The sequence below is a fragment of the Pararobbsia alpina genome (assembly GCF_965118125.1).
Classification (GTDB): Bacteria; Pseudomonadota; Gammaproteobacteria; order Burkholderiales; family Burkholderiaceae; genus Pararobbsia; species Pararobbsia alpina_A.
Genome location: NZ_OZ221287.1, coordinates 3,383,018 through 3,403,348, shown reverse-complemented (window position 1 = coordinate 3,403,348; position 20,331 = coordinate 3,383,018). Strand labels below are relative to the sequence as shown.

At 61.4% G+C, this 20,331-nt stretch carries 18 protein-coding genes and 4 tRNA genes; 11 read left to right on the top strand and 11 right to left on the bottom strand.

What is annotated here, in order from left to right; translation table 11 throughout:
• Positions 1-81: 81 nt before the first annotated feature.
• From ACMFWR_RS14735 to earP, 4 genes are all read right to left on the bottom strand, one after another.
• The gene (locus tag ACMFWR_RS14735; protein ID WP_413192358.1) at positions 82-1,428 is read right to left on the bottom strand and encodes a sigma-54-dependent transcriptional regulator; all 1,347 of its coding nucleotides are present in this window, start codon (positions 1,426-1,428) and stop codon (positions 82-84) included.
• A gap of 45 nt (positions 1,429-1,473) precedes the next feature.
• Positions 1,474-1,635 carry a DUF1328 domain-containing protein gene (locus tag ACMFWR_RS14730; protein WP_413192357.1) on the bottom strand — a complete coding sequence of 54 codons (162 nt, stop codon included), beginning with the start codon at positions 1,633-1,635 and terminating at the stop codon, positions 1,474-1,476.
• Positions 1,636-2,033: 398 nt separating this feature from the next.
• Positions 2,034-2,591, bottom strand: a complete 558-nt coding sequence (gene efp / locus ACMFWR_RS14725) for an elongation factor P (protein WP_413192356.1) — start codon at positions 2,589-2,591, stop codon at positions 2,034-2,036.
• Positions 2,592-2,803: 212 nt separating this feature from the next.
• Positions 2,804-4,099, bottom strand: coding sequence for an elongation factor P maturation arginine rhamnosyltransferase EarP (gene earP, locus ACMFWR_RS14720; protein ID WP_413192355.1), 1,296 nt, complete (start codon positions 4,097-4,099; stop codon positions 2,804-2,806).
• A gap of 176 nt (positions 4,100-4,275) precedes the next feature.
• On the opposite strand from earP, the gene uvrC reads away from it, so the two are divergent.
• The 5 genes from uvrC (at position 4,276) to ACMFWR_RS14695 (ending at position 8,046) form a co-directional block, all read left to right on the top strand.
• Complete coding sequence (gene uvrC / locus ACMFWR_RS14715; RefSeq protein ID WP_413192354.1) at positions 4,276-6,681, top strand: excinuclease ABC subunit UvrC; 2,406 nt, start codon at positions 4,276-4,278, stop codon at positions 6,679-6,681.
• A gap of 215 nt (positions 6,682-6,896) precedes the next feature.
• On the top strand, positions 6,897-7,493 hold the full coding sequence (pgsA, locus tag ACMFWR_RS14710; protein ID WP_413194914.1) for a CDP-diacylglycerol--glycerol-3-phosphate 3-phosphatidyltransferase: 597 nt from the start codon (positions 6,897-6,899) through the stop codon (positions 7,491-7,493).
• A 172-nt stretch (positions 7,494-7,665) separates the two neighbouring features.
• A tRNA-Gly gene (locus ACMFWR_RS14705) sits at positions 7,666-7,741 on the top strand.
• 75 nt (positions 7,742-7,816) lie between these two features.
• Positions 7,817-7,892, top strand: a tRNA-Gly gene (locus ACMFWR_RS14700).
• Positions 7,893-7,972: 80 nt separating this feature from the next.
• Positions 7,973-8,046 (top strand) — tRNA-Cys (locus ACMFWR_RS14695).
• Between the two features lie 155 nt (positions 8,047-8,201).
• Here the strand turns inward: ACMFWR_RS14695 and ACMFWR_RS14690 are convergent.
• Together ACMFWR_RS14690 and ACMFWR_RS14685 are read right to left on the bottom strand one after the other, a co-directional pair.
• Positions 8,202-8,657, bottom strand: coding sequence for a copper chaperone PCu(A)C (locus ACMFWR_RS14690; RefSeq protein ID WP_413192353.1), 456 nt, complete (start codon positions 8,655-8,657; stop codon positions 8,202-8,204).
• A 26-nt stretch (positions 8,658-8,683) separates the two neighbouring features.
• Positions 8,684-9,319, bottom strand: a complete 636-nt coding sequence (locus ACMFWR_RS14685) for an SCO family protein (protein ID WP_413192352.1) — start codon at positions 9,317-9,319, stop codon at positions 8,684-8,686.
• Positions 9,320-9,668: 349 nt separating this feature from the next.
• Between ACMFWR_RS14685 and otsB the strand changes: the two genes are divergently transcribed.
• Positions 9,669-10,430: a trehalose-phosphatase gene (gene otsB / locus ACMFWR_RS14680; RefSeq protein ID WP_413192351.1), complete on the top strand. Its 762-nt coding sequence runs from the start codon at positions 9,669-9,671 to the stop codon at positions 10,428-10,430.
• Entirely contained in the window at positions 10,427-11,803 is a 1,377-nt protein-coding gene (otsA, locus tag ACMFWR_RS14675; protein ID WP_413192350.1) for an alpha,alpha-trehalose-phosphate synthase (UDP-forming), read from the top strand. Before otsB ends, otsA begins: the two co-directional genes overlap by 4 nt.
• A gap of 256 nt (positions 11,804-12,059) precedes the next feature.
• Here otsA and ACMFWR_RS14670 read toward each other — a convergent pair whose 3' ends face one another.
• On the bottom strand, positions 12,060-13,958 hold the full coding sequence (locus tag ACMFWR_RS14670; protein WP_413192349.1) for an ABC transporter ATP-binding protein: 1,899 nt from the start codon (positions 13,956-13,958) through the stop codon (positions 12,060-12,062).
• Positions 13,959-14,560: 602 nt separating this feature from the next.
• On the opposite strand from ACMFWR_RS14670, the gene ACMFWR_RS14665 reads away from it, so the two are divergent.
• The 3 genes from ACMFWR_RS14665 to ACMFWR_RS14655 all read left to right on the top strand — a co-directional run bounded on the left by ACMFWR_RS14665 (position 14,561) and on the right by ACMFWR_RS14655 (position 16,764).
• Entirely contained in the window at positions 14,561-15,625 is a 1,065-nt protein-coding gene (locus tag ACMFWR_RS14665; RefSeq protein WP_413192348.1) for a glycosyltransferase family 4 protein, read from the top strand.
• Positions 15,626-15,827: 202 nt separating this feature from the next.
• Positions 15,828-16,100: a hypothetical protein gene (locus ACMFWR_RS14660; RefSeq protein WP_413192347.1), complete on the top strand. Its 273-nt coding sequence runs from the start codon at positions 15,828-15,830 to the stop codon at positions 16,098-16,100.
• Positions 16,101-16,440: 340 nt separating this feature from the next.
• Positions 16,441-16,764, top strand: a complete 324-nt coding sequence (locus tag ACMFWR_RS14655) for an ecotin precursor (RefSeq protein ID WP_413192346.1) — start codon at positions 16,441-16,443, stop codon at positions 16,762-16,764.
• 105 nt (positions 16,765-16,869) lie between these two features.
• Here ACMFWR_RS14655 and ACMFWR_RS14650 read toward each other — a convergent pair.
• From ACMFWR_RS14650 to ACMFWR_RS14635, 4 genes are all read right to left on the bottom strand, one after another.
• A tRNA-Val gene (locus ACMFWR_RS14650) sits at positions 16,870-16,944 on the bottom strand.
• 74 nt (positions 16,945-17,018) lie between these two features.
• A complete protein-coding gene (gene dnaQ / locus ACMFWR_RS14645) occupies positions 17,019-17,762 on the bottom strand; it encodes a DNA polymerase III subunit epsilon (protein ID WP_413194913.1) in 744 nt (247 codons plus the stop codon).
• Between the two features lie 248 nt (positions 17,763-18,010).
• The gene (gene rnhA, locus ACMFWR_RS14640) at positions 18,011-18,457 is read right to left on the bottom strand and encodes a ribonuclease HI (RefSeq protein ID WP_413194912.1); all 447 of its coding nucleotides are present in this window, start codon (positions 18,455-18,457) and stop codon (positions 18,011-18,013) included.
• Positions 18,454-19,377, bottom strand: coding sequence for a class I SAM-dependent methyltransferase (locus tag ACMFWR_RS14635; protein ID WP_413192345.1), 924 nt, complete (start codon positions 19,375-19,377; stop codon positions 18,454-18,456). The genes rnhA and ACMFWR_RS14635 overlap by 4 nt, the downstream gene beginning before the upstream one ends.
• A 9-nt stretch (positions 19,378-19,386) precedes the next feature.
• On the opposite strand from ACMFWR_RS14635, the gene gloB reads away from it, so the two are divergent.
• Positions 19,387-20,247 (top strand): hydroxyacylglutathione hydrolase, encoded by an 861-nt coding sequence (gloB, locus tag ACMFWR_RS14630; RefSeq protein WP_413192344.1) that lies wholly within the window; start codon positions 19,387-19,389, stop codon positions 20,245-20,247.
• Positions 20,248-20,331: the final 84 nt, after the last annotated feature.

The following is a 20,331-nucleotide window of genomic DNA, read 5'->3' as shown; positions in this document are numbered from 1 at the left end:
GTCGTCGCGTTCAATGAAAAAGGCCGTGCAGGATGCCCGTGCACGGCCTTCGAAAAGCGAGCGCTAAGGGTCGCAACTCGCTCAATTCATCTTCATTCGCTGCAGCTTGTTGTACAGCGTCTTCGGACTGATGCCGAGCATCGACGCGGCGCGATGACGCGTGCCGCCGACGGCGTCGAGCGTCGCGCGGATCAGCAGTTCTTCGACGGTCGCGAGCGGGGTGCCCACGGTGACCTGCACGCTGCTGAACGCAGCCGAACGGCTGCCGTCGACCGAGCGCAAGGTTTCGATCGTATCGTCCGACGTGCGATACGCATGACGCAGCGTCGTGCGCAGCTCGCGTACGTTGCCGGGCCAGTCATACACATGAAGCTCGCGCAGCACGGTGCCGGCAAGACGCTTCTGCTGACCGGTCTCGCCGTTGCATTCGTCGATGCAGTGCTGGGCGAGCAACTCGATGTCCGACCCGCGTTCGCGCAACGGCGGCAGCGCGATCGTCGCAGCCGAGAGTCGACGCACGAGATCATCGACGAGCACGCCTTCCTGCACGGCCTGCGTCGGCGTACGTTCCATGCCGACGATCAGGCGGAAATCGGCGGGTGTGTCCTGGGTGCCACCCATCCGGCGGATAGTGCGACCGTCGAGCGCGCCGACCAGCGCCATCTGCTGATCGCGCGGCAACGCGGTCACATTCTCCACGTATAGGGTGCCGCCGGCGGCTTCTTCGAGCACACCGGCCATGCGAATGTCGGCACCCGGAAACGCGCCGCGTTCATGACCGAACAGCAGGCTCTCGAACGAGCGGCTGGTGTCGCGAGGCGCCGACGCGTCGAAGCGCACGAACGGACCCTTGCGGCGACGGCTCATCTCATGGATGGTGTGCGCGACGGTCTGCTTGCCCGAGCCGGTTTCGCCGTAGACCAGCACGGCAGCCTCGGTTTGCGCGACGCGTTCGATCGTGTCGTAGACAGCTTGCATCGGATCGGAGCGGCCAACCATCGGGCCAAAGCGGCCGAGCTCGCGCAAGACTGTTCGGAGGCTCTGAACCTCTTCCGACAATTCATACGGACGCGGAATGCGCGCAAGCAGGCTGCGCAGTCGCGGAATGCTCACCGGTTTGAGCAGGTAATCCCAGATACCGTGACGCAACCCTTCGATCGCCGATTCGACGGTGGCATTGCCCGTCATGACGATGACCGGCACGTTGCCATCAGGCGGTTGCGAAGGCAGATTCTGCAAGAGGTCGAGCCCCTTGCCGTCCGGCAGGTTCAGGTCGATGAGCACCACGTCCGGAATAAACCGCGTCAACGCTTCGCGCGCGTCCGCAAGCGTCGCGGCGACATCCACGGAGAATCCGTCGGCCTGAAGGATGGCCGCCAGTCCGGACAGGCTGTTCGGGTCGTCTTCTACGATTAGCGCGTGTGGCATGGCGTTCAGTGAGGGTTCTGTGACTGGAAGAAATAAGCGGATTGGCTAGCGCCGAAAGACACCGCCCAGCAGAGATACGACCGCAAAGATCAAAAAGATGAAAAACAGGATTTTCGCGATCGACGCGGCGCCGGCAGCAATCCCTGTGAAGCCGAGTAACGCGGCAATCAGCGCGATCACGAAAAACACGATGGCGTAATGCAGCATGGAGTCGACCTCGACAATTCTTATGAGATACCTTTCCGTACGCTAAGCAGAAGCCGTGCCATCTTATTGGATTTATCGGCAGAACCCCGTGTATCAAGGCAATACGAGGGCATGACCCCGGTGACGGTTCATGAAAACGGTATGGCAAATCGGCCAAACGCCGGTAAATCTTGCCTCGTTTTGTCGGTGATCAGTGAAAAAAAGAAAAGCGCTCTAACGAACGCTTTGGGATGCCGCGGTGGATCGTCAGAGGCGATCGCCGGGTCATGAAGGGAGTCAGCAGGTCTGTCGACGCTGTGTTGCGTCGATAAGTCAGGCCGCAGGAGAGTGCGGCCTGATGGCACTTCGCCGTTCGCTGCGGCCGGCCGCCCATGGGCGGCTCGGCAGCAAGCCGGCTGTTACGCGCGGCTGCGGTACTCGTTGGTACGCGTGTCGATTTCGATCTTGTCGCCGATGTTGCAGAACAGCGGCACTTGCAGCTCGAGGCCGCTCGACAGCTTGGCGTTCTTCAGCACCTTGCCCGACGACGTATCGCCCTTGACGGCCGGTTCCGTGTAGGTGATCTCGCGAACCAGCGTGGTCGGCAAATCAACCGAAATCGCCTTCTCGTTGTAGAACACGACTTCGCACGGCATGCCGTCTTCGAGGTAGTAAATCGCGTCGCCGAGGTTTTCGGCTTCGACTTCGTACTGGTTGTAGTCGGCGTCCATGAACACGTACATCGGGTCGGCGAAGTACGAGTAGCTGACTTCCTTGCGATCGAGCACGACAACGTCAAACTTGTCGTCCGCCTTGTAGACGGATTCGCTCGGCGCTTCCGTCAACAGGTTCTTGAACTTCATTTTGACGACGGCGGAGTTACGGCCCGACTTGTTGTACTCGGCCTTTTGCACGACCATCGGGTCGTTGCCAATCATCACGACGTTGCCTGCGCGGAGTTCCTGTGCGGTCTTCATAAAACGTATCCTGTCTTACCTGAATGTTTGGCTCGCGACCTGGCGAACAGGCAAACGCGGACGCGTGAGACGGGCGTAGGGCCGCGATTCACTGCGTTGCCGCGATGTAACCTGATTCGGAATGCCGGCGCCGCCGTGTCCGCTGACGACTGGGAAACGGCCGGGAAGCCCGGTTACCTTTGCTCGACAAGTCTAAGCTATTGAAAAACGGCCTATTTTAACCGGCTTTCGGCGAATTCCGCCAGATTTGCGGCGAGGCCTCCGTGGGCGGCGAGTTCATCGATCCATTCGCGTGCGCCGTGTGCCAGCGCGTCGCGGTGCTGCATGAGCGAGGCCCATGGGCCGGCGGGCGTTCCGGGGCCAACGTTCGGGGGAGTCAGGGGCGTTGCATCAGGATGAGTGCCGGCATCCGTCCCACCTGCCTTGCCCGTTTCTTTCACCTCGTGCTTACCGGCGTCGCGCTCGGCCTCCGGGCCGCCCGACGCGCCGGGCGAACCATTCCAGTGATGCCAGAACTGCCCGAGCGCGTGTGCGGCTTCGGTTGGCAGCCCCACGGTGTAGTGCTCGAGGGCCGCGTCGAGCTTGGGCAGGTGCGCATCGTCGCTTTGCGGGTAGATATGCCAGACGAACGGGCGTGCGGCCAGTTGGGCACGGACAAACGAATCCTCCCCGCGCACGAAATTCAGGTCGCACGCCCAGAGGATCTGGTCATAGGTGTCGTGGTCAACGAACGGCACGGCGCGCACGGTCAGATTGCCGCGGGTCTCGTCGACGGACGTGTCGAAGGCGGCGATGTCGAGGAAGCGCGCGACATCCGGGCCGACGCGGCCGACGGGAACGAGCGCCAGAACAGGCGTATGACCGTCGCGCCACTCCGCAAGCAGTTCGCCGACCACGTTGTTTTCGTAGGCGAACAGCGACACGACTGTCGTATCGTCGCCCGGGCGACCGACGCCCAGCGCATCGAACAGCGCCGCGCGGGCCACCGGATCACGCTGAAAGGTGTCGCGCCGGCTCGCGAGCGAAGACTCGATCAGCACGCCGCCCGTGTGGGGGCCGAGACCCGGAAAAAAGAACCACTTGTTCAGCGGCAGCCGGGGGTGCGGCGACGGTTTGAGATGAAAATCGGCGACCCAGTCTTCGGAACTCAGGTAGTCGAGATTGATCCACACGGGAACGGGGTCGCGATCCGCCATGGCGGCGAGATACGCAGGCGGCAAGTCGCAGGCAAACGCCTCGATGACGACATCGGCGATCTGCAGCGTGTCGCCATCGACAAACGGCGCGGCCCAGTGTTCGACGACGACTTCGCCGAGGCGCTGCCAGCGTTTGCCCGGATTGAGCGATGGCGCGAGCTTGGCGAAGGTATGGAGGTCGTCGACCCAGAGCCGGACCGACCAGCCGTGATCGTGCGCGAGCTGGCGCGCGAGCCGCCACGCCACGCCGATATCGCCGAAGTTGTCGATGACGGTGCAGAAAATATCGCAGGCGATGGGGCGGTTGACCATAAAACACAAGTGAGGTGAGTGCGTCGCGGAGCGTACGCTTGAACCGGTCGAGCGAGACCGAGCGAATGCGCCCGTGCTGCGAACGCTTACAGTGCGCTCGGTATCATCTAGACTTGCGATTCTATTGCAGTGACGGCCTGGCCGAAGACCAGGCATTGAAGACCACGCCCTCAAGCATGTCCGACGAATCCGATTCCTTCGACCCGAAACCGATTCTTGCGCAATTGCCGCATTTGCCCGGTGTCTACCGCTATTACGATGCGGAAGGCGCGGTGCTGTATGTGGGCAAGGCACGCGACCTCAAAAAACGCGTATCGAGTTATTTCAACAAGACGCTGCTATCGCCGCGCATTGCGATGATGGTGAGCCGGATTGCGAAGCTCGAAACGACGGTCACGCGGTCTGAAGCTGAAGCGCTGCTGCTCGAAAACAATCTGATCAAGGCGTTATCGCCGCGCTACAACATCCTGTTTCGCGACGATAAATCGTATCCGTACCTGAAACTGACGGGCCACACGTTTCCACGCATGGTCTATTACCGTGGGGCCGTGGATCGAAAGCACCAGTATTTCGGGCCGTTTCCGAATGCCTGGGCGGTTCGCGAAAGCATTCAGATTCTGCAGCGCGTGTTCCAGCTGCGCACGTGCGAGGACTCGGTGTTTTCGAATCGTGCGCGCCCGTGCTTGCTCCATCAGATTTCGCGTTGCACGGCGCCGTGCGTCGGCAATATCAGTGAAGACGATTACGCCGTCGACGTGCGCAATGCGGCGCGCTTCCTGAGCGGTCGTCAGACCGAAGTGATGAGCGAGCTCGAGCAGAAGATGCATGCGTATGCGGCCGAGTTGCGCTTTGAACAGGCTGCGGCGGTTCGCAATCAGATGAAGTCGCTCGCGGCCGTATTGCATCAGCAGACGATCGAAACGGGCGGCGACAACGATGCCGATGTTCTTGCGGTCGTCGCGTACGGCGGAAAGGTCTGCGTCAATCTGGCGATGGTGCGTGGCGGTCGTCACCTCGGCGACAAGGCGTACTTTCCGAGCCAGGTCGGCAATGCGCTCGCGGATGAGGAGATTGACGACGAAGTCACACCGGTCGAGGTGCTCGAAGCGAAGCGAGAGGTCGGCGAGATCGAGCTCGATCGCAAGAAGGCGCGCGCGCTCGGGCTGATGCACGACGACGAAGCGTCGATCGATGACGATGGTCTCGACGACGAAGCCGTGATGCCGGGCGACGACGAAGGCGACTCGGACCGTGAAGACGAAACGGAAGACGGCACTGCCGGCGTACTTGCGGACGAAGCGAGCAAGCGAAGCGATGACGCGTCCCGCAGCGATGATGACGACGTTGATGGTGTCAGCGAGTCGGGCCAGGGCGACATCGACACGGCGAACACCGATGTGACGCCGTCCGGTCAGGACGACCGGTCGCTCGAAGCCGAGGTCATCGAAGCCTTTATCGGTCAGCATTACATCGACCACGCCGTGCCACCGGTGCTGATCGTCAACGTGGCGCCGTCGAACCGGCAGATCGTCGACCTCCTCGGCGCTCAGGCGGGCCGCAAGGTCTCGCTGATCCGTCAGCCGCAAGGGCAGAAGCGTTCATGGCTCGCCATGGCCGAGCAGGGCGCGAAGCTCTCGCTGATGCGCCTGCTTTCCGAGCAAGGTTCGCAGCAGGCGCGAACGCGTGCGCTGACCGACGTGCTGAGCCTCGACTTCGACGATCTCGCCACGCTGCGCGTCGAGTGTTTCGACATCAGCCATACGATGGGCGAAGCGACCCAGGCATCGTGCGTGGTCTATCACCATCACAAGATGCAATCGGGCGACTATCGCCGGTACAACATCACCGGCATCACGCCGGGCGACGACTATGCGGCGATGCGCCAGGTGCTCACGCGTCGCTACGAAAAGATCCTCGCGCAGCAGGCGGCGAGCGCGGGCGATGCGGTGCGTGTCGACGACGACGCCGACGTGACGACCGGCGTTGTCGATGTTACGGATGCCGCGGACATGGCAGACGTGGCGGATACGTCGGATGCGCCGGATGCGTCATCCACCGATTCGTTGGTGTCGGATGCACCGGCTTCGGAAGCATCCAAGTCGGATACCTCGGCAGCGAAGGCCACGCCTGCGACGCCGATGCCCAACATCGTGCTGATCGACGGCGGCAAGGGGCAGGTCGAAATCGCGCGTCAGGTGTTCACGGAACTCGGCATCGATATCGGTATTCTCGTGGGCGTGGCGAAAGGCGAAGGGCGCAAGGTGGGCCTTGAAACGCTGGTGTTTGCCGACGGGCGACCTTCGCTCGAACTCGGCAAGGACAGTGCCGCGCTGATGCTGATCGCGCAGATTCGCGACGAAGCGCACCGCTTTGCGATTACGGGGATGCGCGCCAAGCGTGCGAAAGTGCGTCAGAGTTCGCGTCTTGAAGAACTGGAAGGTGTCGGCGCGAAGCGCCGCCAGCGCTTGCTTGCGCGATTCGGCGGATTGCGCGGCGTGGTGTCGGCGAGTATTGAAGAGCTGGCGAGCGTCGAAGGCATTTCACGCACGCTGGCCGAACAGATTTACAAGCAACTCCATTGACCGCGCGGAAATGTATAGTTCGGGGCGCGTGCCTGTTTGATCAGCAGCGGATTCGCAGCGCAGACCGTAGCAGGAATCCAGAGTGGGGTCTGCCATTGCGCCGGTTGATCGAGATGCAAAAGGAATAGCGGAAATTAGCAAGTAATCCCGCGCCTTGTTCGAAGACTTCTGAACGAGGCACAATGACTTTATCGAATAGCGAGTGTCTGCACCCCATGCCGTTCAATTTGCCGATATTCCTGACGTGGCTGCGAATCGTCCTGATTCCTCTGGTCGTTGGCGTCTTCTATTTTCCCGACATGATGATGTCGGTACCGGTCAAGAATACGCTCGCGATGGTGATCTTCGTATTGGCTGCGCTGACTGACTGGTTCGACGGCTTTCTCGCGCGCAAGCTCAATCAGACGTCGGCGTTCGGGGCGTTTCTCGATCCTGTCGCTGACAAGCTGATGGTGACGGCCGCATTGCTGGTGCTCGTCGAACTCACGCGGCTCAACGCCGTGATCGCGCTTGTTATCGTGGGGCGCGAAATCACGATCTCGGCATTGCGTGAATGGATGGCGCAGATCGGCGCGTCGAAGAGTGTCGCCGTCAATTCGCTCGGTAAATTCAAGACTGCGTGTCAGATGGTCGCGATTCCGATGCTGCTTTACTATGCGCCGCTCACGATCCGCGGCCATACCTTGTTCGATTCGCGCGTGTGGGGTCTCTGGCTGATTTACGTCGCTGCGTTCCTCACTATCTGGTCGATGCTCTACTACATGAAACTCGCGTGGCCGCAGATTCGCGAACGCGTGAGTGCCGCGCAGTAAGTGGTGTGTCGTGAACGCTGTGCAGCGCGTGCGTAGAGAGCGGTATGCGAGGCAGGAAAAGATTTTGGATCGCACGCTTGACACTCTGGAATGACCTCTTCATAATCTCGTTTCTCGTCGCCAAGCGCAGTACGAAGCAACGAAAAAGCGACGAGAAAGCAGCAAAAAATATGCGGGAGTAGCTCAGTTGGTAGAGCGCAACCTTGCCAAGGTTGAGGTCGCGAGTTCGAGACTCGTCTCCCGCTCCAGAATTTATAGTGCAGAAATCGTAACGATTTCGGATTCGGATGATTCGCGTGATGTCCGGTTCGCTAGCAGGTCACGCGGGAGTAGCTCAGTTGGTAGAGCGCAACCTTGCCAAGGTTGAGGTCGCGAGTTCGAGACTCGTCTCCCGCTCCAGACAAGGGGGAAGCAACAGCTTCCCTTTTTGTTTGAATATGCACTGTTCGATCGATACGCATTGAGCAGTCGCCGTCTACGGCGCGGTAGCAAAGCGGTTATGCAGAGGACTGCAAATCCTTCCAGGCCGGTTCGACTCCGGCCCGCGCCTCCAAAATCGCGTCAAGCGGCAGAAAAAACCACCCTTCGGGGTGGTTTTTTCGTTTACGTCGTTGTGATCGAGGGAAGCCCGAAGTGTTTCGGCCGTGGTTTCAGATCGGTCGGAGCAGTGATGTCGCTCGCACCGACCGGATGTAGCACGTGACGGGCTTATTGCGTGGCCGAAGGCGGTTTGACGGGAAGCGGAGCAACGACCGTATCGCCGTTCGAAAACTTGAGTTCGAGTTTCACTGTGTCGCCCGGCGCGAGCTTATGCGTCGGCTGCTCGAGCATCAGATGGTAGTGGCCAGGCTCGAGCGCGACCTTCTGGTGAGCGGGCACGGTGAGCTTGTCGACCATCTCCATCTTCGAGGTCGATCCCTCGGTACGGGTCACATGCAGCATGGCCATGCCGTAGTCGGGGCTCGACGTGCCGACGAGGTCAACGGGCTTGTCTCCGTTGTTCATGATGGTCAGATAGCCTGCGGCGGGCAGTGCACCCGGCAGCCAGCGAACCCAGCCGCCATCGACCGTCAGTGTGGATGATGCGGCGAACGCGGCACTTGCCGACGTTGCTGTCATTCCCGCCATCGCGAGTGCTGCGATAAAACGAAATCTCGACTTCATGGATCTGTGATTAAGAGCGATTCAAATCAGCTTTGTTGAGCGAGCTGGCGCAGGTCGTGCGCCAGTGCGTCGACCGTGTCGGTGCCGTTCGCGAGCAAACGTGCCTTGCCTTCGCGGTCGAAAATATAAATGCCCGAACTGTGCGCGACCTCGTAGCCGCCACCCGATGCCGGTGCGTCGGCCTGATACGCGACGCGGTAACGCTTGGCCATGGTTTCGATCGCATCGGGCGATCCCGTGAGCCCGATCGTGTGCTTCGCGTCGAACGCATCCACATACGCGTGCATGGCCTCAGGTGTATCACGAGACGGATCGACGGAAATGAATACAACGCGCACATCGTTCGCGTCGTTGCCGATTTTCGCGACGGCCTGCGTGAGGTTGGCCATCGTCTGCGGGCAAATATCAGGGCAGTGCGTGTAGCCGAAATACACGACGGCGATCTTGCCTTTGAGATCGGCCGCTGAAGTCGGCTTGCCGTTGTCGTTGGTCAGCGCGAAGCTCAGGTCCGGCAGGTGGCCTTCGACGTTTTCAAGCATCCAGGTTTCAGGGCGCTTGCCGCACGCAACGAGCGTCAGGCTCAGCACGATGCCGAGGATCGCGCCCACCGCAGCCCGATGGACTCGAGACAGACTGCGCGCGGGAAGAATCGGGTGTTGCATGAGACTCATACCTTTGGAGAAGCGAAAGTGGCGTTCGCAATCAACGCATGATGCGTGCGTCGTACAGGCGAGTATCGCGATCATGAGCCATGAGCCAGCGGCGATCGGCCATTTCCACATGGCATCGACGTATCGCCGTCGAGCGATCGCACGCCGTCGACATGCCGGCCAAATACGCGGCCAGCCGTGCACATTGCAGACGTAACGCCTGCGCACTGTAACGCATTTCGCACGATGACTTCCGTACCGGAAGGCTTACAACTAGCTGTTTGTGCTCGCGAAGCGCGGTAAGATGCCGCGTTCAGCCGCTCTCATCGCGTCGATGCGGGCGGCGTTATCCAGCCAGACTATGACGACATTCACTGTCCAGCCGCCTGCCACACTCGACCTCGCCGATACGGCGTTTTTCTTCGATTTCGACGGTACGCTCGTTGAGCTGGCGCCGACGCCGGACCAGGTCGTCGTCGAAACTCGCGTGCAGACACTGCTCGAGGCCCTGCGGGATCTGACCGGCGGCGCCGTCGCGGTTGTATCGGGTCGCGGGATCGACAACCTCGATACGATGCTCTCGCCGTTGCGTCTGCCCACAGCGGGCCTTCACGGTGCCGAGCGTCGCGATGCGAACGGCGACACATTGCGCGTGGGCTTCGGCGATGAACGGCTGATAACGATGGAGCGCGCGCTCGAGCAGGTGGTGGCTGACAACCCCGGCATGTTGCTTGAGATCAAGGGCGCGGCCCTTGCCCTGCATTACCGCAACGCGCCGACGCGCGAAGCCGCAGCACGCCACGCAGCCGAGCAGCTTGCCGAGCGTTTCTCCGACGGCTACGTATTGCAGCCCGGCAAGATGGTGTTCGAGATCAAGCCCAAGAACGTCGACAAGGGCAGGGCAATCGCCGCCTTTCTCGATGAGCCGCCTTTTGCGGGTCGCAAGCCCGTGTTTGCGGGCGACGATCTGACGGACGAAAAGGGCTTTGCCGTCGTCAATGCGCGCCAGGGCACGTCGATCAAGGTCGGCGCCGGCGAAACGATCGGTCAACATCGGCTCGGCTCCGTGTCCGATGTCCTCGACTGGCTTCAGCAGATCGTATCGGCGGCGCAAGCACGATGAGCCGCCTGATCATTGTGTCGAACCGCGTCGCGCCGATTTCTGAAGGCGGGATGGCGGCGGGCGGGCTTGCCGTCGGCGTCTACGATGCGCTCAAGGAAACCGGCGGCATGTGGTTCGGCTGGAGCGGCGAGGTCGCCAGCACCGCGCCGCACGCACCGAAGATCGAAGAGCGCGGGCCCGTGACGTTCGCGACCGTGTCGCTCACACGCCGGGACTACGACCAGTATTACCGCGGTTTTTCGAACGACACGCTGTGGCCGACGTTCCACTATCGCAGCGACCTCACGAACTACGATCGCCATGAGTTCGAAGGCTATCAACGCGTCAATGCGTGGCTCGCGCATCAGCTGATTCCGTTGATCAAGCCGGACGACGTGATCTGGGTGCACGACTACCATCTGATCCCGTTCGCCGAGGCGCTGCGCCAGGAAGGCGTCACGAATCGAATCGGATTCTTTCTCCATATCCCGTTTCCCGCGTCGCAGGTCCTGACGACGGTGCCGCCGCATGAAAAGCTCATGCGCGCGCTGTGTTGCTACGACGTCGTGGGCGTGCAGACCGAGCCGGACCTGCGTGCGCTGCGCGACTATCTCGAGCACGAGGCGCGCGGGACGGTGTCGTCGGACGGACGCGTCAACGCGTATGGACGCGAGCTGCGGATCGGCGCCTATCCGATCGGCATCTATCCCGATGAGCTTGCTGATCTGGCCAAGGCCGGTCAGGACGGGCGGCACCTCAAGAATCTGCGTCAGACGATGCATGAGCGGCGGCTGATCGTCAGCGTCGACCGACTCGACTATTCGAAGGGCCTCGTCGAGCGTTTCCGGGCATTCGAGAAATTGCTCGAGATGTCGCCGAATCACCGGGCTCAGGTGTCGTTCATTCAGGTCGCACCGCCGACGCGCGCCGACATCCAGAGCTATCAGGAGATCCGGCATCAGCTCGAAGCCGAATCAGGGCGCATTAATGGCCGGTTCGCCGAAATGGACTGGACGCCGATTCGCTATCTGCACCGTCAGTACGAGCGTGCCGTGCTTGCATCGCTGTTCCGCGAGGCGCACGTCGGCTACGTCACGCCGCTGCGTGATGGCATGAATCTCGTCGCCAAGGAATACGTGGCCGCGCAGGACCCGGAGGATCCGGGTGTGCTCGTGTTGTCGCGCTTCGCGGGCGCGGCGCAGGAGCTCGACGGCGCATTGATCGTCAATCCGGTCGACGTGCTCGGCATGGCCGAAGCGCTCGATCACGCGCTGGGTATGCCGCTCAACGAACGGATCGATCGGTACCAGCGGATGATGGAGACGCTGCGTCGCAACAACGTGTCCGTGTGGCGCGATACGTTCCTGAGCGACCTGCGCGCGGTCAGGCAGTAAGCGAAAACGCGACTCACGTCGCGATCCGCTGGACATGGGCCGGTGCCCGAGCGCGAAGTCCCGAGTGAGAGCCGGAGTGCGGGCTTTGAGACGGCGCGATTGACCTGCCAGCGGGCCGTGCGGGAACGGGCGAGGGGTCGGGTGCCTAGCCCCGGATCGTCACGCGTAAGGAGTCACGAGCACCAAACAGAAGGGGCGCCCTGACATTCAGGGCGCCCCTTCTTGGTTTGGGTCGACGACTACGGCGACGGTCGGGTCAGGCGACCTGCTGCTCGCTGTGGCTCGCGGCGGCGTTGTGGTGCGCGCCCTTGCCATGCTGCTGCTTGCCGAGCAAATCGCGATAGAGGCCAGGACGGCTACGCAGCAGCTCAGGCGAGCCGTCGTCGATGACGTGCCCGTTGCTCATCACGATCAGGCGGTCGAAGTTCTGCAGGGTCGACAGGCGGTGCGCGATGGCGATGACGGTGCGGCCGCGCATCAGGCGGTCGAGTGCCTGCTGAATGGCCTCTTCCGACTGGCTGTCGAGCGCCGATGTGGCTTCGTCGAGCAGCAGGATCGGCGCGTTCTTGAGCACAGCACGCGCGATGGCAATGCGTTGGCGCTGACCGCCGGAGAGCTTGACGCCACGGTCGCCGACGATCGTGTCGTAGCCTTCGGGCATGGCCTCGATGAACTCGGCGCAGCGGGCTTCACGTGCCGCCGCGAACACCTCTTCGCGGGTGGCTTCGGGGCGCCCGTAGGCAATGTTCTCGTAGACCGAGCGATGGAACAGCGAGATGTCCTGCGGCACCACGGCGATCGTATGGCGCAGGCTGTCCTGCGTGACGAGCGAGATCTCTTGATCGTCGATCAGGATCCGGCCGCCTTGCGTCTCGTAGAAGCGCTGGAGCAGCGACAGCACGGTCGACTTGCCCGCTCCGGATTTGCCGATCAGGCCGACACGCTGGCCCGGCTCGATCAGCAGATTGAAGTTGTCGAGGATGCGCTTGCGCTTCGGATAGGCGAAGCAGACGTTGTCGAACTGGACCTTGCCGCCGCGGGTTTCGAGCGTCGTCGCCTGCGAGTGGTCGGGCATGCTGTGCGGCTCGAGCAGGGTTTCGACCGCCTCAGCAAGACGCGCAATGTGCTGCGTGACGTCCACGAGCGCGACAGCCAGGTCACGCGTGCCGTGCAAAATCGTGAAACCGAGCGAGCTGATCAGCACGATATCGCCCGAGGTGACCTTGTCCTGCGTCCAGAGCCAGAGTGCCCAGCCCAGCAGGCCGGCCGACAGGCAGGCCGTGATGACGGCGTGGAGCAGGCGAAGCTTTTCGAGGTAAAGCAGGCTGCGGCGGCGTGCATCCATTTCGGCCGACACGCTGTCGGCGAAGCGCGCCTGCTCGCGGAATGTGGCCCCGAAGGCGCGCACGAGGCCCATATTGCTGATCACGTCGACCAGTTCGCCGTCGACGGCAGCGGCCTTCGTCGCAAAAGTATGGTGCTTGTGGGAGCCGCGGCCGGCGAGCTTGAACAGCACGACGGCGAGGACAGCCGAGATCGACAACAGGCCCGCCGACATCAGCGGATTGACCAGCGTGACCATCACAATGGCGCCGATGACCGCGATGGTCGGCGGCAAGACATTCCATGCCATTGTATTTTCGGTGATGTACACGGCGTTCGACGTCGCCGTAATCCGGCTCGCCAGCATCCCGGGTTGCTTCTCCAGGAAGTAACTCGGAGAGTGGCCGCTCAAATATTGAAACAAGTCGCGCCGCAAGTCGCCCGTAACGCCGACAAAAGCGCGTGCGCCGATCCAGCCGCCGACCCGCCACGACAGGTTGTCGGCCGCGATCAGCCCGACCAGCAGCAGGAAGGCGAGCCAGACCGGGCCTGTATTGCGGTGTCCGGCCGACAGCACGTCAACCAGGTGCTTGATCGCGTACTGCGACATCAGCGCGCAGAGCACTGCAACAAAAACGCTCGTCAGCAGCACGCCATGGGCGACGGGCCTGCGCCGGATATAGCGCAAGAGAAACGAGAGCGGACGGCGCGAATAGCTCGACAGCCGCTCGTTGCGCAGGTTGCGCTCGGCGACTGTCAGCTTTTCGGGCGACTCTTTCTCGAGTTGCTCGGGGGTGAGCCGCGTGATGTGCTGCACGTCGGAAGTGTTCATAAATTCGATATCGCTGGCGGCCTTAACGGCGTATCCGTCGGTGACCCGCCTCTAACGCCCCAATCTAGGTGACGGCTGACAAGACTGTCCGTCACAAGTTGTATCCCCACTGTAACAAGCTAAATTCTTTGAAATTCAAGGGTTCGTCACAATTTGAGGCTCGTCATAATCCCGTCCCGCGACGCTGAGGTTCACATCGTGGGATGCGAAGCGTACCGCGCCCGACAGACTCGCAACATGCGGGCCAGCTTTGCCGCTCTGCAGCAGGATTCATGAGCGGCGAGGGCAGGTCCGGTTGATGCTAAGGCAGCATGCGCCCGGTTCCGAACTTGAGTTTGGAACGAGGGTCGAAGCTTACAGAGTTTTTTCATGTTTTGGCGTCAACGGGGTCATCTGTCGTGCGTTATGTGTCAAGCGCTATTTACCCGTAGGGCTAACCTGGCTGCAAAGCGCCTTCGGCGCCGCCCCGCAGGACTCGACTACGGAATGGCTGTCGGCGATGGCGGGGCCGCGGCCCGGTGAAATATTCGGAAACGAACGTCCACCGAATCCAGAACTCGCAGCAAAATTTTTGCCTGTTTTTTATTTAGGAGAGTGTCGATATGCGAATCGCTCAGATCGCTCCACTGCACGAGGCGGTTCCCCCGAAGCTTTACGGCGGTACAGAGCGCGTTGTGTCCAACCTGACGGAAGCCCTCGTCGAACTGGGTCACGATGTCACTTTGTTTGCCAGCGGGGACTCGAAGACCTCGGCGAAGCTCGAAGCGTTCTGGCCGCAGGCACTGCGTCTGGATCCGACGATTCGCGACACGATGGCGCCGCATATGCTGCTGCTCGAAGAAGTCCGCCGCCGTGCGCATGAATTCGACGTGCTGCATTTCCATATCGACTACTATCCGTTCCCGCTGTTCAGCCGCCAGGACACGCCGTTCGTGACGACGCTGCACGGCCGCCTCGACCTGCCGGAACTGGGCCCGATTTTCGACACGTTCAACGACGTGCCGGTCGTTTCGATCTCCGATCACCAGCGTACGCCGCTGCCGCAGGCGAACTGGCTGACGACGGTCCACCACGGCCTGCCCGAAAACCTGCTGACGCCGGTTGCTGGCGTTGAACAGAAGTATCTCGCTTTCCTCGGTCGCGTGTCGCCCGAAAAGCGTGTCGACCGCGCAATCCGCATCGCTCAGGCCGCCGGCATGAAGATCAAGATCGCCGCGAAGATCGACAAGGCTGACCGCGCGTACTACGAAGAAGAGATCAAGCCGCTTTTCGCACTGCCGCACGTCGAATACATCGGTGAAATCAACGAAGCCGAAAAGCCGGCGTTCCTGTCGGGTGCGCACGCGCTTCTGTTCCCGATCGACTGGCCGGAACCGTTCGGTCTCGTGATGATCGAGTCGATGGCTTGCGGTACGCCGGTGATCGCGTTCAACCGCGGTTCGGTGCCTGAAGTCATCGAAAACGGCGTGTCGGGCTTTATCGTTGAAGACGAAACGTCGGCTGTGGCCGCTGTGAACCGTCTGCACACGATTCCGCGTTCGCGCGTTCGTCAGGCATTCGAAGACCGTTTCACGTCGAAGCGCATGGCTCAGAACTACGTGAAGGCGTTCGAGCAACTGCTGCGTCAGAAGGGTCGTACGACGCTGCGTGAAGTCAACGCGAAGTAAATGATGCAGGTGTAGCCGCGCGACGCTGTCGTGCTGCGCATCGATCAGGTGTTTGAAAACCCCCGGTGGCCGGAAGGCGCCGGGGGTTTTTGTTTGTCTCGGCGTATTTGCGTCCGCCTAGTGGGTTTGCTGGGCATGCGGGAACGTTTGATGCGGCCCCGAGTGGTGATGATTCAGTCGTCGTTGACTACGGAGGTGCGAGATGGACAAGATCGAGGCATACGCAGGTCGGTCGCAGGACGAAAACTACGCGCTTCGCAAGGGACACCGCGTCGCGGCGCAGGAGCAGCCCGGCGGCGATATGGCCGTCGACGGCTCGGAGGCGGATGCGACGCATAGCTGCGGGCAGCTTTCCGAGCGCGGCAAACAAGTGTGGCGCACAGGCTCCGGGATCGACGGTGGCGGGCTCGATAATGCTGGCGCGGACGTGCCTCCGGGTAAGGAACGCACTGACGAGATTGATGACGGATCGTGACACCTGCGGAGAAGAGTCACTGCGATGTGGCGTTCGTTGATGCGTTACATGGGACGTATCGATGTGACGCGTGGTGTCTTGGCTGCGTGAGCTGTCGACGTGATCAGGTCGATCGCGAAAGTTGCGAGGGGCTTGCCTGTGCTCAGTGCGCCGAGGCTGGGCGGTAGGGCGAGGAATGCGCTGAGGCGGAGCACGGAACAATGTGCCGACTTACCCTGTGTTACTGCGGAAATTTCCGGTTACTACTTGCAGCATCTATTTCTTGATGAAGGGCACACAATGCAGTCGTGAAGTGTTCTTACATCAGAAACAGTTGCAGTCTGCGAGGCAGGAGAAGGAAATGAAAAAGCTTGCGATGAGTGCGTTGGTCGTCGGTAGTCTTGCATTTGCAGGACAAGCATCGGCGCATGGTGACGGCGGCGCGATCGTCGGCGCGCTGATCGGCGGTGCGGTACTTGGCGCGGTGGTCAGCTCGGCCGTGAATCCACAGCCGGTCGTGGCGTACCAGCCGGCTCCGGTCTACGCCGCACCGGTTTACGCAGCGCCCGCCTATGCGGCTGCGCCGGGCTATTGCTATGACGGTTACCGCGGTGCCTACGTTCCGTGCGCTCCGCCGCCGCAACCGTACGCTCAGCCGGGGTATGGTCCGGGATACGGTTATTGAGTGGCTTAGCGTGGGGATCCGCTTCGGCGATTCCCACGACGCAACAATGAAAAAAGCCCTCGGCAAATGCCTGAGGGCTTTTTTCATGCGGAAGTCCGCGAATCCTGGTGGACGGTACAGGGATTGAACCTGTGACCCCTGCCGTGTGAAGGCAGTGCTCTACCGCTGAGCTAACCGTCCAAAGAAGACCGCGATTATAGCAACGGGTTTTGAGGAATGGCAACCAAAAATATTGAGGCGGGCAAAATTGCTGATTAAGCCGCCTGCGTGCCCGGTTCCTCGGTCTTCGGCTCTGCGCGCCACACGCACGCGCCTTTGACTGCCTTATCGAGTCCATCGAGCAATGCGTCGTGTGCGGCCTGTTCGTCCTCAGAAGCCAGAACGACCGGCAAGTCGAGCGCGGCGAACCCAGCCGCGACGGATTGTGTGCCGGTTGCTTCGGCTTCGGCTGTCTCGCCCAGCATATCGATGACGAGGCTTTCCTGACCGCGTGTCAGTGCCAGATACACTTCGGCGAGCAGTTCCGAGTCGAGCAGTGCGCCGTGCAGCGTACGGTGTGCGTTGCTGACGCCGAGTCGGTCGCACAGTGCGTCGAGCGAATTGCGCTTGCCCGGATACATCGACTTCGCGAGCACGAGTGTGTCAATCACTTCGCCGCACTGACTCGAAAACGTCGGCTGGCCAAGCAGGCTGAACTCGGCGTCGAGAAAGCCCAGGTCGAACGGCGCGTTGTGAATGATCAGATCGGCGCCTGCGACGAAATCCAGAATCTGATTCGCAATCTCTGCGAACTTGGGCTTGTCGCTCAGGAACTCGGTCGTGAGGCCGTGCACCGCCAGTGCGCCCGGATCGCTGTCGCGTTCCGGATTGATATAGAAGTGCAGGTTGCGGCCCGTGAGCCGCCGATTCACGAGTTCGACCGCGCCGAATTCAATAATGCGGTCGCCGGAGCGCGCATTCAGGCCGGTCGTTTCGGTATCGAGAATAAGTTGACGCATGATGGTGTCGGACGATGTCTGCCCGGAATTGTACTCGGCGTAAAGGAATGCCTCGCGCTCAAGCTCGAGTGCCATGAGATAGGCACCGACCGGCGAGGGCACTACGTAACGATCGAAATCGTTGCGGTCACGCGAGCTGAATTTTGCAAAACGCTTTGCGACTCGAAGTCGCAGTCGCGGCGGCAACGACAGCGTGGGCAGTTCGATGATCGGGACATCACCGGGTCCGCGCACCACTGACTAACCGCTCAAGCCGACGTCAACGACTCCACGCCGCGATTGGCCAGCTGGTCCGCGCGTTCATTCTCGGGGTGTCCCGCGTGGCCCTTGACCCAGCGCCACTCAAGCTCGTGCTGCTCAGTCAGTGCGTCGAGCCGCTTCCACAGATCGGCGTTTTTAACCGGGGCCTTGGCCGCGGTCATCCAGTTCTTTTTCTTCCAGCCGTGAATCCATTCGCTGATGCCTTTTTGCACATACTGCGAATCGGTATGGACCACGGCCTTGCACGGCCGCTTCAGCGCCTCAAGCGCAGCGATCACGGCCATCAACTCCATGCGGTTGTTCGTTGTGAGCTTTTCGCCGCCGAACAATTCTTTTTCTTTTGCGCCATAGCGCAGCAATGCGCCCCAGCCACCGGGGCCCGGATTGCCCTTGCAGGCACCATCCGTGTAGATATCGATGACGTCCGACATTATTTCTGTGGAATGTTCCGTTCAATTGCAGCGTGTGAATTCGGCGTAGCGACGGGTGAGAGGCCCGGCGCAAGCGCGGGCTTCTTGGCCCACTTCGGCCCGACGAGCCGCATGCCGCGCACGCGTTTGACGGCCGTGATCATATAGGTCGCGCCGAAGATCGGCCACCAGCGATCGCCGGCCGACTCCATGAACTCGTACCGCGACATCCATTTGTCCGTCAGCAGCGGCGGGCGGTAGCAGCCGAAGCGCCCCCGGTCGAATTCGAAACCCAGCAGCTTGATCCAGTCCTTGAGCCGAGTGAATGCAATCAGGTCGTGCGTGCCCGGCACGAACGGGTTGCGTGTCATGCGGCCCATCGATTGGCGCATGCCCCACAGACTCAGTGAATTGAAGCCCGAAATGACGAGCCGGCCGTCAGGCACGAGCACGCGCTCGACTTCACGCAGCAACCGGTGAGGGTCGGGTGTGAATTCGAGGGTATGGGGCATCACGACGAGATCGACGCTTTGCGCTTCGAACGGCAAATCGACGAACTCGCACCAGATGGTGCTGCGTGAAAACGCCGGGGCATGCGCGGGGTTACGGCTCGGGAAGGGTGTGACGCCGGGCGTGGCGCTGCCAGAAGCGAAGTCGCTCTTTGAGCCCGCGCCGGCAAGCGTTTCGCCTGCGCCGCGATTGGCCTTCGAAGGCGGCATCGAATAGGGCGCGCTTGCACGACTCGCGCCATCGAGCACGAGGCCGCGATAGGGCATCCGGTTTTCGCGCAAGGCATCGAGCTGGGGCAAGCCCAGCTGCAACGCGTGGTAGCCGAAAATATCGCCGACGACGTGGTCGAGCTGCGCCTGCTCCCATGCGAGAACGTAGCGTCCGGGCGGCGAAATCGTCCAGGCAGGCCAGTCTATAATCCCGTGGTCAGACATGGTGATCCAATGAATAGCTCGAGCAACGCCTCTTACGACTACGTGCCGGTTCCAGCGTTCGAAGACAACTACATTTGGGTAATGGCCGACGGCCACAGCGCGGTTGTCGTCGATCCGGGTGAGGCCGAACCCGTCGAACGGTGGTTGCGCAAACGCGATCTGACGTTGACCGCTATTCTACTCACGCATCATCACGGGGACCATGTCGGCGGAGTCGCCTCCTTGTTGAGATCTTTCTCAACAGGCACGGATGCAGCAGGGTCACCTATACCTGTTTACGGTCCGCGCGCTGAACAGATCCCGGTCGTCACGCACGCGCTCGCGGGTGGCGACACTGTCACGCTGCCTGAGCCGTTCGGTGCGTTCGACGTCATCGATGTGCCGGGCCACACGCGTGGCCATATTGCGTATTTCCAGAAGCAGGGTGGTGACGGTGCGCCGCACGTATTCTGTGGCGACACGCTGTTCGCCAGCGGCTGCGGACGTTTGTTCGAGGGCACCCCCGCGCAGATGCTGAACTCGCTCGACGCACTCGCTGCGTTGCCTGAGTCGACGCACGTGCATTGCGCACACGAATACACGCTGTCGAACATTCGCTTCGCGCTGGCCTGCGAACCGGACAACGCGGCGCTTCAAGGTTGGCATCGCAAGGCAAGCGCGCTGCGCGAATCAGGCAAGCCGACTTTACCGACGACGATCGGCCACGAGCGACAGGTCAATCCGTTTCTGCGCGCGAGCGAGCCTTCGGTTCGCACACATGTCCTTTCTTCAGCCCCCGCCTTCCATCACGCAACGCCCGCCCATCGGGAGCAGACGGACCGCCTCGAGGTGTTCGCTGCCATGCGCGAGTGGAAGAACGTATTCCGGTAGCCTTTTCCGATTGCACGCCGAATAGTGAGCGGCAAGTCGGGGTTTACCTAAGATGTATTCGCGGAATCGTTGGCAGATCGCGGA